The 12588-nt window shown below is 56.2% G+C and carries 9 protein-coding genes; 5 read left to right on the top strand and 4 right to left on the bottom strand.

Annotated features, from left to right (window positions below; translation table 11 throughout):
- Positions 1–217 precede the first annotated feature (217 nt).
- On the top strand, positions 218–1798 hold the full coding sequence (gene cls, locus H9X81_RS01850; protein ID WP_243423889.1) for a cardiolipin synthase: 1581 nt from the start codon (positions 218–220) through the stop codon (positions 1796–1798).
- Between the two features lie 238 nt (positions 1799–2036).
- Here cls and H9X81_RS01845 read toward each other — a convergent pair whose 3' ends face one another.
- From H9X81_RS01845 to H9X81_RS01835, 3 genes are read right to left on the bottom strand one after another with little or no spacing between them, the layout of a single operon-like run.
- Positions 2037–4373 (bottom strand): DUF6449 domain-containing protein, encoded by a 2337-nt coding sequence (locus tag H9X81_RS01845; protein ID WP_204719384.1) that lies wholly within the window; start codon positions 4371–4373, stop codon positions 2037–2039.
- Positions 4348–5247: an ATP-binding cassette domain-containing protein gene (locus H9X81_RS01840; protein ID WP_204719382.1), complete on the bottom strand. Its 900-nt coding sequence runs from the start codon at positions 5245–5247 to the stop codon at positions 4348–4350. Before H9X81_RS01840 ends, H9X81_RS01845 begins: the two co-directional genes overlap by 26 nt.
- Complete coding sequence (locus H9X81_RS01835; RefSeq protein ID WP_177505137.1) at positions 5244–5618, bottom strand: GntR family transcriptional regulator; 375 nt, start codon at positions 5616–5618, stop codon at positions 5244–5246. The genes H9X81_RS01840 and H9X81_RS01835 overlap by 4 nt, the downstream gene beginning before the upstream one ends.
- 330 nt (positions 5619–5948) lie before the next feature.
- Here H9X81_RS01835 and pyk point away from each other — a divergent pair, with 330 nt between their 5' ends.
- From pyk to H9X81_RS01815, 4 genes are all read left to right on the top strand, one after another.
- Positions 5949–7718 (top strand): pyruvate kinase, encoded by a 1770-nt coding sequence (gene pyk, locus H9X81_RS01830; RefSeq protein WP_204719380.1) that lies wholly within the window; start codon positions 5949–5951, stop codon positions 7716–7718.
- Positions 7718–8656 (top strand): class B sortase, encoded by a 939-nt coding sequence (locus H9X81_RS01825; RefSeq protein ID WP_204719371.1) that lies wholly within the window; start codon positions 7718–7720, stop codon positions 8654–8656. Before pyk ends, H9X81_RS01825 begins: the two co-directional genes overlap by 1 nt.
- Positions 8657–8858: 202 nt before the next feature.
- Entirely contained in the window at positions 8859–9509 is a 651-nt protein-coding gene (locus H9X81_RS01820; RefSeq protein ID WP_191392990.1) for a redox-sensing transcriptional repressor Rex, read from the top strand.
- Between the two features lie 180 nt (positions 9510–9689).
- Positions 9690–10115, top strand: a complete 426-nt coding sequence (locus tag H9X81_RS01815) for a hypothetical protein (protein ID WP_204719369.1) — start codon at positions 9690–9692, stop codon at positions 10113–10115.
- Between the two features lie 155 nt (positions 10116–10270).
- Here the strand turns inward: H9X81_RS01815 and thrS are convergent, their stop codons facing one another.
- Positions 10271–12187, bottom strand: coding sequence for a threonine--tRNA ligase (gene thrS / locus H9X81_RS01810; protein WP_191392992.1), 1917 nt, complete (start codon positions 12185–12187; stop codon positions 10271–10273).
- Positions 12188–12588 lie beyond the last annotated feature (401 nt).

Genomic DNA, 12588 nt, shown 5'->3' with positions numbered 1-12588 from the left:
ACAGAAGCTGCGGTTTTTTTCCCAGCCTTATTATAACAATAAATCCCTTCCCTGCCCAGTCCATTCAAAAAACTGTTACTTAGAGTTCACATAAAACCGAAACCCCTGGGAATATTTACAGGGAATGGATTGATTTTGTCAAACAGGGGTGGTATTCTGAAATTGTATGAAAAATTGTATTCCCGTATGACGATTTCAGGAAAAAGGAGTGTTCCCCATGAGCAGGCGCAGTAAACAGAAGCATGACCGACGCACCCTGCGTCAGAAAATATCCCTGCGCAAGATCCTGCGCTTCCTGTTCAGCCGGATGGTCATTGTGGGCGTGCTCATCTTCCTGCAGCTGGCATTCCTGGTGGCGCTGCTGGTCACCCTGGAAGGACATCTGGTCTATGCCTATCCGCTGCTGCTGGTGCTCAGCGTGGGTGTGTCCGTCTGGGTGGTCACCGGCGAGGCCAACCCTGCCTATAAACTCAGCTGGGTGCTGCTGATTTCAGCTGTGCCGGTATTCGGCGGGCTGTTCTATCTGATGTTCGGCAACCAGCGCACCCCGGACGATCTGAAAGCCCGCATCCAGCAGTTCTATGATGCCACCATTCAGCGGGTCCACCCTAATTTCCGCTGCTGGGAGGATCTCTCCAAGGTGGGCCGGGATCTTGCCACCGAAGCGGCCTATATTGAAAATGTATCCGGCTTCCCGGTATGGGACGGCACCCAGGGTGAGTATTTCCCCATTGGTGAGGCGTTCTTTGAATCGCTGAAAGAGGAGCTCCAGAAGGCGCAGAAGTTTATCTTCATGGAGTATTTCATCATTCGGGAGGGCCAGATGTGGGACCCCATCCTGGAGATTCTCAAGAAGAAGGCGGCTTCCGGTGTGGAAGTCCGGCTGCTCTACGATGATGTGGGCACCCTCCAGACCCTGCCCACCAACTACCGTTCCACCCTGGAAAAGGCGGGCATCCGCACAGCTATCTTCAACCCCTTCCGTCCCCATCTCAATATGGCGATGAACTACCGGGATCACCGGAAGATCACCGTCATTGACGGCAATATCGGCTACTGCGGCGGACTCAATCTGGCGGACGAGTATATCAACGCCTATGAGAAGCACGGACACTGGAAGGATACCGCCGTGATGCTCCGGGGACAGGCGGTGTGGAACCTCACGCTGATGTTCCTGATGATGTGGCAGTTCACCACCACAGTGGAGGCGGACTTTGACCGGTACCGTCCCACCATGAACCTGCCCAGCGATGGTTTTGTGCAGCCCTTCGGCGACAGCCCCCTGGACAACCTCAATGTGTCGGAAACTGCCTATATGCAGATCATCAACCGGGCCCATGACTATGTCTATATCACGACGCCCTATCTGATCCTGGACAATGAAATGGTCACTTCGCTCATCAACGCCGCCCAGAGCGGAATCGATGTGCGCATCATTACGCCCCATGTGGCGGATAAGTGGTATGTCCACATGGTGACCCGTTCCTATTATGCCCAGCTGATCCGGGGCGGCGTCAAGATCTATGAGTACACCCCCGGATTTATCCACTCCAAGATGTTCGTATCGGACGATCAGGTGGCAATCGTGGGCACTGCCAATATGGATTACCGCAGCTTCTATCTCCACTTTGAATGCGGGGTTTCGTTCTATCAGTCCACCATGGCTGCCAAGGTGCGGGACGATATTCTCCGGACCCTGAAGGTGTGCCAGCCGGTGGAACTGGATGAGCTGAACCGTGCCCCGCTCCATCACCGGGCTTTCACCAAGCTGCTGCGTCTGATGGCACCGCTCATGTGATTCCCCCAACCGAATCCAGTGCCCCGGCTCTTTCCTCCGGACGAGAGGAAAGCGGGCGTTTGCTTTGGTGCACTGCTCTGTCCCAGGGTGTTCTGCGGGATGTGCCGCAGTATGTGATATACTCTCCGGCCCGGCAGAGAGCAAAAAAACCGGCAGCCCCTGACCCATAGCGGGAAGCAGGGGCTGCCGGTTTTTGTATTGGGATTTCTCCCTCACAGAGGGAGAGGGATTGGGGGGCTTAGTCCTGGTTGGCCTGGGGCCAGTTGTTCAGGTACAGGGCGTTGTTCTGTCCGATATAAACCTGTCCATCGGCATCTGTTTCCACCGAGAGGGTCATGCGCTCCAGCAGACCGGTGTCCAGCGAGCGGAGGGTTTCCTCCGGGATAAAGCGGATCAGCATCAGATGATTGCGTCCGTCGCTGTCGGTGATGCCGGTGTCGAAGAGCAGCAGGCAGTTGCTGTACTCATCTTCTCCGTCGCCGCAGGGGGAGGAGAGATCATAGAGCATCTGGATCTCCTCGGCGGTGAGTTTGCCTGCCGGCTGGGACGGGGTGTCAGACCATTCCACATCTACCAGTTCCATGGTGGAGGGGTCGTCTGCCAGGCCGGAATAGGTCTCGCCCATAACCTGATAGTCGCCGACCCAGTAGTAGGCCAGGCCGGAATTGGCACGGAAGGTGGCGGAATCCATCCACAGATCATAGTGGTCATAGACGCCGTAAACAGCAATATAATCAGTGGGATCAAAGGCTTTACCCTCAATACCCAGTTCACCCAGCAGGGACAGGGTGGTATCAAAGCTCTCATATACCGGGAGCTGGATGGAATCGCTGCCCTCGCCGGCGGGATGCTCCACACTCTTTCCCAGCGCAGCATCGTAATAGTATTCCATCATAGGATAGTGATAGCCGATGTTCAGATAGATCAGCGGCTCGCCCGACTGGTTGATCTTTTCAGCGGCGGTATCGAAGATGTCCTGCCGCACCGCTTCCAGCAGACGCTCGGTCTGGGAATCGCTGACCAGAGTTTCCGCGCCGGAAAGGTTCATCACGGTGATGTCGCCCAGACGGACCTCGTCCTTGCCGATCTGCATGACGGGGTTCTTCTGTTCCAGAGCCTCGGCGGTACTGTACAGGTCACGGAACCGCTCAGCTCCGTCCTCGGGCAGGGCCAGGCCATAATAGCTGCGGGTCACAGTGCTGCCGTTGTAGAGGTGGTAAACCACCCGCAGGCGGGCACTGGTGCTGTATTCAGGATTGCCTTCCGCAGCCTGGTACTGGGCGGCGGCAATGGCGCTCTGATGCAGCTGGGTCAGCGACTCAATGGCCTTCTCATCGGTAAAATGAACGGTATTCTGAATATCCAGGCCGGAGTGAGACCGGTAATAGCGGCTGAGATAACCGTCCACTTCAGCATATTCCACCGAAGCGACAGAGGGCACAGCGGTTTCGTAGCCGAACAGGCCGGTGACTGCCATCAGGGCAATTCCTGCTGCCAGCACGATGTCTGCCAGGCAGATCCACCAGTTGCCGCGGACAGTCTTGAAGCCGCGTCCGAAGATGACTTCCAGCACCAGATAGCCGATGACGGCGCCGGCAGCGCTGCCCAGTACGAAGGCCATTTCCTCCGAGGGGGAGCGGTAGATGCCGCCGGTGGTGATGACAGCGAAGATCATATAGGCAAAGACAGTCGCCAGCAGGAAGGAGGAAGTGATCTTGAGGATCAGCCGGAACCAGTTGTCCCGGGCAACATTTTCCGCCAGTTCCGCGTCCCGATGGGAGTAGAACCAGACGGTGAGCAGGGTGCCGCCGATAATCAGCACTGTCCAGATTCCCACAGCCCAGCCGCTCAGGGGAACCCAGGTGTCACTGAAGATCTGGGTAATGAGCATGGGAATGGGGTGGAGGTAGAGGATATTGCGATTGAGCAGCGAGGAGGGATCGAAGCCGATCACAAAGCTGCCCAGGGTAGCCAGCACTGCCAGGAAGAGCAGCACCGGTTCCAGGTTGAGCATACCGGCATAGAGGACGGTGTCCACGGCATTGCCCATGAGAGTGGCGGTGAGCATAATGCTGATAAACACGCAGTAGCCCACGAGAATCCACAGCAGGAGGTCCTTGGCGAGCCAGCCCAGTCCCACAGCCGGATTGATGACCAGAGCCAGACCGGCAGTAATAGCCAGGTTGAGGACAATGGGCACCGAAATTGCCAGGGTACCGGCGATGAGATGGGAAAGAATCATCTGCCGGCGGGTAAAGGGCAGGGCATAGTAGACATCCACCGAGCGGCGTCCGAAGTTATAGTTCATGAGCTGCATGGCGATGACAGCTGCCGACAGCATGATCACCATGGGGAACAGCACAGCCGAGAGGTTGCCGTAGATCTGTGCATAGGTGGCTGTGCGCAGGGTAAATCCCCGTTCCGGACGGCTGAAGAGCAGGAGCGCCAGCTGCAGGGGCAGGGCGATGAATTCCAGCAGGAAGAACAGGGCGCTCATCAGACGGGTGCGGCGCAGATCATGCCGGAGCATGGCTGTCAGGCCGGCGTATTTAGAAGATGATGTGATTGTAGTCATAGCCCACAGCCTCCATTTCACTGATAAATACTTCCTCCAGGGTAAGGGAGATGCAGTCCAGGATCACCGGATTCAGGGGACGCAGCGCCTGAAAGACTTCCTCCTCGCTGCCTCGGACCAGAAGGGTCCATACACTGCCCACCCGTTCGGTGCGCAGAATGGAAAGTCCGGGCAGATCCAGGGTTTCCACTGCCGGTTTGAAAGCAGTCTGCACCTTGCAGTAGCTGGTGCGCAGATTGTCCATCTCCCGGGTCATGAGCAGGCGTCCCTCATGGAGGATCGCCACATGGTCGCACAGGTCCTCCAGTTCCCGCAGGTTGTGGGAACTGATGAGGGCGGTCATGCCCCGTCCGGATACCTCGTCGGCAATGAGCTTCCGGGCTGCCAGACGGATCACCGGGTCCAGACCGTCAAAGGCCTCGTCCAGCAGCAGGTAATCCGGTTCCCGGCAGAGTGCCAGGATCAGGGCTGCCTGCCGCCGCATGCCCTTGGAAAATCCCGAGAGCTTCTTATCCGGCAGCAGCGGAAAGGCAGTCAGCAGACGGTGGTATTTTTCCTCATTCCAGCCGGGGTAACAGGCCCGGTAAAAGGCTGCCATCTCCGAAAGGGTGGCTCCCGCAAAGAACCACAGATCATCGGGGACCAGTACGATCCGGGATTTGGCAGGGATATGGTCGAAAATGGGATGGTCGTCCAGCAGGGCTTCCCCCGAACTGGGACGGTAAATGCCGGCAAGAGTCCGCAGCAGCGTGGATTTGCCTGCACCGTTGGTTCCCACCAGTCCATAGATACAGCCGGGCTGGATCTCCAGCGAAAGATTGCTTACCGCTTCATAGCGGTCAAAGAGTTTGGTCAGATTCCGTGTGATGATCACTGTGCGTTCCCCTCCTTATATACTTCATCGATCAGGATCAGAGCGGTCTGACGGTCTACCCCCGAACTGCGGGCTTCCCGGATCGCTTCCCGAAGATGATCCAGCACTGAAACTGCAACCTGCCGGTCCAGGGTTTCCTCCCCGCTGATAAAACTGCCCTTGCCGGCTACGGAATAGATCAGACCGCTTTTTTCCAGGTCCTGATAGGCTTTGGCTACCGTATTGGGATTGATGCCCAGTTCCCTGGCCATCACCCGCACCGACGGCAGCGGATCACCCGGACCGATGGCGCCTGCCATAATCAGCCGCAGGATCTTCTCCTTGAGCTGCTGATAAATGGGCGCACGGCTGTGTAAATCAAGCTGATACATCTGCTCACCTCGCTTGCGGGACAGTGCCGGATCGCTTCCCCTATAATAATAGAAGGAGTGCACCGGCATCTGTACTTAGTGTACTAATATAGCTAATACAGTAAGCATAATACAGCCGGGAGCGTTTGTCAAGGGAGAGGGGGCCAAAAACCCCCGGGGACCAAAAAGGGAACGAAAAAGATGCAGTAAAATGGGCAGGGAACGGCACTTTGTAAAAGGACTGCGGTTTTGCAGCCCAGGCGCATTTTCCGTTGCATTTTCCAGGCTGCTGCGATACAATGAAAACAGAACTGCAACAGCGGCGTAGAGAAAGGTGTGGTGAATGGTTTGATGCGCAAGACAAAGATTATCTGTACGCTGGGGCCATCCAGTTCCGATGAGGCAACTCTCCGGCGTATGATGGAAGCGGGTATGGATGTGGCCCGGTTCAATTTCTCCCATGGCACCCATGAGGAACATCTGGAAAAGTTCCGGATTGTGGATCGCCTGCGGGAGGAACTCGGCCTCCCCATCGGTACCATGCTGGACACCAAGGGCCCGGAGATCCGGCTGGGTGTGTTTGAAAACGGTGCGGTTATGCTGCAGCCGGGCGCGCACTTTATCCTGACACCGGAACAGGTGCCGGGTACAGAGGAACGTTCCTACATCACCTATGGCGGACTGGGCCGGGATCTGCGTCCGGGCAGCCGGGTGCTGATCGACGACGGTCTGATCGAACTGACGGTGGATTATATCACCGACAAGGGGGAGATCCACACCACAGTCAAGAGCGGCGGCAGGGTTTCCAACCGCAAGGGTGTCAATGTGCCGGGTGTGCATCTGACACTGCCCTTCCTCAGTGAAGCGGACAAGCAGGATCTGCTCTTCGGCATTGAAACCGGCTTTGATTTTGTGGCGGCGTCCTTTGTGCGCACTGCCGAAGATGTGGGTGAGATGCGCCGGTTCCTGGAGGAACATGGCGGGCGCCGCATCAAGATCATCTCCAAGATCGAGAATGCCGAGGGCGTGGAAAACATCGACGAGATCCTGCGGGTTTCGGACGGTGTCATGGTAGCCCGGGGTGATATGGGCGTGGAGATCCCGCTGGAAGATGTGCCGATCCATCAGAAGTCGCTGATCAAGAAGGCGTACATGGCAGGCAAGCATGTGATCACTGCCACCCAGATGCTCGAGTCGATGAGTAATAACCCCCGTCCCACCCGGGCGGAGGCCAATGATGTTGCCAATGCCATCTATGACGGCACCAGTGCCATCATGCTCTCGGGTGAGAGCGCGGCAGGCAAATATCCGGTGGAAGCGGTGGCGACCATGGCAACCATTGCCCGGCGCACCGAACAGGATATTGACTACCGCCGGCGGTTTTACAGCCATGACTACCATCCGGATGATGTGACCAATGCCATTTCCCATGCCACCTGTACCACGGCATACGATCTGAATGCGGCGGCGATCATCAGTGTGACTCAGTCGGGCCAGACGGCCCGGATGTGCAGCCGGTTCCGTCCGGGTGTACCGATCATTGCCTGCACCACTTCCAAGGAAGTGTTCCGTCAGCTCAGCCTGGCCTGGGGTGTGACTCCCATCATCATGCAGATGAAGTCCAGCACCGATGAGCTCTTTGACGCGGCAGTAGCAGCTGCCATGAAGGAAGGGCTCTGCCGGGATGGGGATCTGGTTGTGCTCACAGCCGGTGTGCCGCTGGGCATTCCCGGCACCACCAACCTGCTCAAGGTGGCGGTAGCGGGATACAGCCTGGTGCGCGGCAGAGGGCTCAACAGCCATAAAACGGTTGGCAATCTTTGTGTTGCAAAAAATGCGGAAGAGGCATTGCAGAAATTCAAACAAAATGATATATTAGTAATACCTGCAATCGGGAAACCGCTTCTGGACCTGCTTGGCAAGGCCTCCGGACTGATTACCGAAGCCGAGGAGCTGGATTTTGACACGGAGGAGATCACCCGTGCCATTCCGGTAATCGTGGGAGCCACAGATGCCACCAAGATCCTGCGGGGCGGGATCTCGGTGGGAGTGGACGCATCCCAGGGCCTGGTATACAATGCGGCCTCCCGAAACAATAGCGAACTTAAAGGAGAAGAGTAATGGAAACAAAGAACTCATTCATTCGTAAGGCCATTGCGCTGGCTATGTGCGGCGTTATGGTGTTTTCCCTGACTTCCTGCACCGGTGACCGGGGCAGCAGTGAGGATTCCAGCATTTCCAACCCCATCACTGAACCCACCAGCGGTGATCCGGTAGAGCCGGAGCAGACCGTTCTGGACAACATCAACGCAGCCTTTGCTGTCAACAATGATGTTGTGGGCTGGCTGACTGTACCCGGCACTGAGATCGACGAGCAGGTTGTACAGGGCGATACCAATACTGAGTATGAGCGTCTGTCCTGGGACCGCAAGGATGCAGACGGTGACGGCGTGCCGGATTATGACTTCTATGGCTGCTACTTTGCCGATGCAGGCAACACCTTCGGCAACCGCAACGACCTGTCCCGGAACACCATTATCTACGGCCACAACATGCACAATGTTACCACTGGCCCCAAGGATACCCTGAAGTTCGGTGCTCTGTTCAAGTTTGTAGACTTCAACAACGACGGCACTATCTTTGGTGATGATGTGGCAAGCGCCAATGACTTCTCCTTTGCTGAGGAGCATCCGGTAATCTACTTCTCCACCACCGATGATGAGATGGTATGGGTAATCTATGCCGCTTACTTCACCGACCTGGGCTTCCAGTACCATCTGGAGAACCCGGACGATGCCACCTTCTCGGCTATGATCCAGGAGGCCAAGGATCGTTCCCGTCTGGACTACGATGTGGATGTCAACACCTCTGACCGTATCCTGACCCTGTCCACCTGTGCTTACAAGTACACCGACAGCGTTGAGAAGCGTGACCTGCGGTTTGTTGTACAGGCCAGACTGCTCCGTCCCGGTGAGGAGATCCCCACCTCTGCCAAGGTAACCCGCAACACCGATGTCAAGGAGCCGGCACAGCATGCCACCTCCACCATTGCGGGCTAATCCAGCAATTCCCTTATTCTGACCGAAAGAGGAACCGGCTTCCAGATCCGGTTCCTCTTTTTTTTCGGATTTTCCAGGGTGAGATTGACATCAAAGTCAGTTTGATATAAAATGAAAACCATAAAAGTGGTCCATATCTTTTTCTGATAAATATACGGACAGCGAATCCCCGGATTCTGCCGGAAAAGGAAGTGTTCAACCAATGAATAATAAACGAAGCGAGGTTTCGGGTGCGGTGATCCGGCGTCTGCCCCGCTATTACCGCTGCCTGCTCCGGCTGGAGGAACAGGGTACGGTAAAGATCTCCTCCCGGGAACTGGCCCGGATCATGGATCTGACTGCGTCCCAGATCCGCCAGGATCTCAACTGCTTTGGCGGATTTGGTCAGCAGGGATATGGGTACAGTGTATCGGCTCTGAAGGAAGAGATTGCCCGTATCCTGGGCCTGGACGGACGCAAGAAGATGATCCTGCTGGGCGCCGGCAACCTAGGCAAGGCCATTGTGGGCAGCCTGGATTTTGAAGGCTCGGGCTTTGACCTGATGGCGATCTTTGATACCAATGAGTGGGTGGTCGGCAGCGAGATCCGGGAATACCCGGTCATCTCCACCGATAAGCTGGAGGATTTCTGCCATGAGCATCACCCCGAGGCAGCAATCCTGTGTATCCCCCAGGAGGGTGCTGAACTGCTGGTACCGCAGTTGGTGGAGCTGGGTGTGCGGTCGTTCCTCAACTTCTCCCACTATGATATTGATATCGAATTCTCCAATGTGGCAGTGGAAAATGTCTACATCGCGGACAGCCTGATGACCCTTTCCTATCGTGCCGCAGCCCTGGAGGAGGAACAGGAATAATTTCCTCCGGTCAATATTCAGAAAAAAAGCTGTTCTCTGCATATTTTTGCAGGGGACAGTTTTCTTTTTCCAAAGCGTTTATTTTTTTCGGCTTGTTTATTCATATATGACCGGTATAATGAGAATCAGAAGAGATGCAAGACCTCCCTGGCAGAACAGGGAAGAAAGGAGCATTTAATTATGGATTACACAGCAATGAGCGCCCAGCCTCTTCGCCGGCAGACCCTGGTTCTGGTCACCGATCAGTTCCAGTGCGAACGCATTATCAAAGCCGGTCGAGCCATTGCAGGCATTACCCATACCCAGCTGCGGGTATTCCATATCTGTGCCGAAGGCCGCACCAGCGATCCTGCTGCCCTGCAGTACCTCTACAATTCGGCAAAGGAGAACGGGTCCGTGCTGGAAATCGCCTATAACAGCGATTTTATGGGCGCCATTACCGAAACCCTCGAATCCACCAATACCGTCAATGTCATCACCGGTCAGCCCGGGGACGAGGATTCCGTCCTCTATACCCTGTGGAGCCGCTTCCCGGGGATCAAGTTCTTTACCGCCGACGCAGACGGGCGTCTGGACATGGTAAGCACCGTCCGTGTGGCAGAGTGATCTCCCCCGGACCGGACCATCAAACAAAAAGGATATATCCAGCGGGCAGTTCTGCCCGCTTTTTTATTGCATAAAAAACCACCCCTGTGCCATCTGGAGCACAGGGGCGGTTTTTCATTTCAGATCACTGCCGGATCAGGCAGCGGTTTTGTTTTTTAGAATACCGACTCCAGGGCCTTGGTGTCGATCTCTTCCTTGGCCTTTGCCAGGAAGGCATCGGGCTCCATTACGCCCAGGTCGCCGCCAGCTCTGGAGCGAACGGCTACGGTGTTGTTCTCGATCTCCTTGTCGCCTACAACCAGCATGTAGGGGATCTTCATCATCTGGGCTTCACGGATCTTGTAGCCCATCTTCTCATTGCGGGTATCCAGTTCGCAGCGCAGGCCGGCAGCACGCATCTGATCGCGTACCTTGGCGGCATACTCGAGATGACGCTCGGAAACGGGGATCACCTCTACCTGTACCGGAGCCAGCCACAGCGGGAAGGCACCGGCGAACTGCTCGATCAGGATACCGATGAACCGTTCGATGCTGCCGAAGGCAACACGGTGCAGCATGATGGGACGATGCTTTTCGCCGTCAGCACCCATGTAGGTGATGTCGAAGCGCTCGGGCATCTGGAAGTCTACCTGGATAGTACCGCACTGCCAGGTACGGCCGATGCAGTCATGCAGGTGGAAGTCGATCTTCGGGCCATAGAAGGCACCGTCGCCCTCGTTGATCTTGTAGGGACGATCCAGGCTGTCCAGAGCCTGACGCAGAGCGTTGGTTGCAGCCTCCCAGTCCTCATCACTGCCCATGGAGTCCTCGGGACGGGTGGACAGTTCCAGGTCGTATTCGAAGCCGAATACCTTGTAAACGCTGTCGATGAGGTTGATAACGCCGAAGATCTCATCCATCAGCTGATCGGGGGTGCAGAAGATGTGGGCATCGTCCTGAGTGAAGCAGCGGACACGCATCAGGCCATGCAGGGCGCCGCTGAGCTCATGACGGTGTACAATACCCAGCTCACCCATGCGGATGGGCAGGTCACGATAGGAGTGGGGCTTGCGCTTGTAAACCAGAATACCGCCGGGGCAGTTCATCGGCTTGATGCAGTAATCCATATCGTCGATGATGGTGGTGTACATGTTGTCCTTGTAGTGATCCCAGTGACCTGAGTTCTCCCACAGGGTACGGGACATGATCTGAGGAGTACGCACTTCCACATAGCCGGCCTTCTGGTGGATTTCACGCCAGAACTTCTCCAGCTCGTTGCGGACTACCATACCATTGGGCAGGAAAGCGGGGAAGCCGGGGCCCTCATCAAAGATATCGAAGAGCTCCAGTTCCTTGCCCAGCTTGCGGTGGTCACGCTTCTTGGCCTCTTCCAGCATCTTCAGATGGGCATCCAGCTCGCTCTGCTTGGGGAAGGCTACGCCATAGACACGGCACAGCATCTTGTTCTGGGCATCGCCTCTCCAGTAGGCGCCGGTGGTCTGGATCAGCTTCACAGCCTTGACACGGCCGGTGTCGGGCAGGTGAGGACCAGCGCACAGGTCGGTGAACTCGCCCTGCTTGTAGAAGGATACCGGCTCGCCGTTTGCGGAGTGCTCAGCGATGAGTTCCAGCTTGTAGGGCTCGTCAGCCATCAGGGCATCCGCGCCGGCACGGTCCAGCTCGAACCGCTCGATGTCATAGGCTTCCTTGACGATCTTGTGCATCTCAGCCTCGATCTTTTCCAGCTCCTCGGGGCCGAAAGCGGGCTCTACATCGATGTCATAGTAGAAGCCGTCCGCAATGGCGGGGCCGATTGCCAGCTTGGCACCCGGATAGAGGCGCTTCACAGCCTGAGCCAGGATATGGGAAGCAGTGTGGTTGAAGGCACGGCGGCCCTCTTCACTGTCGAAGGTGAGCACTTCCAGGGCGCAGTCCTCATTGAGAACAGTGCGCAGGTCGCACAGTTCGCCGTTTACCTTGCAGGCGCAGGCAGCCTTGTACAGGCCAGCGCCCAGACCCTTGACGATCTCCATCACAGAGATGCCATTTTCAAATTCCTTGACCGATCCGTCTTTGAGTGTTACATGAATCATAGTGTGTCTTCTCCTTTTCCGATAAAATAAAGAAAAGCTCCACCCCAAAAATACGGGGTGAAGCTATAAAACTCCACGGTTCCACCCGAATTGCGGACGCAGAAGGCCCGCCACTCGCAGGAAGGATAACGCGTTCCAGGCGGCGCGTTTTGGGAACAGGGTTCCTTGGACACGCATTCCGAGGCGGTACCACAGCCGCTGATTTTTCTGAACTGCTTTCAGCCGATGGCAGTTCTCTCTGGAAGAAAAATGGGGACGCAGCAGGGTTCCTCATCAACAATTTCGCTGTTTGGGATTTTGCTATGCCCCCATATTAGCACGGGGCGGGACAGTTGTCAATAGTGGGAGAACAACTTTCGTGACCGGGTCACACAGACCTGCAGCCGGTAAAAATATCCTGA

Source organism: Hydrogenoanaerobacterium saccharovorans (genome assembly GCF_016901815.1).
GTDB classification, from domain to species: Bacteria; Bacillota; Clostridia; order Oscillospirales; family Ruminococcaceae; genus Avimicrobium; species Avimicrobium caecorum.
This window is presented reverse-complemented; position numbering and strand designations above follow the sequence as displayed.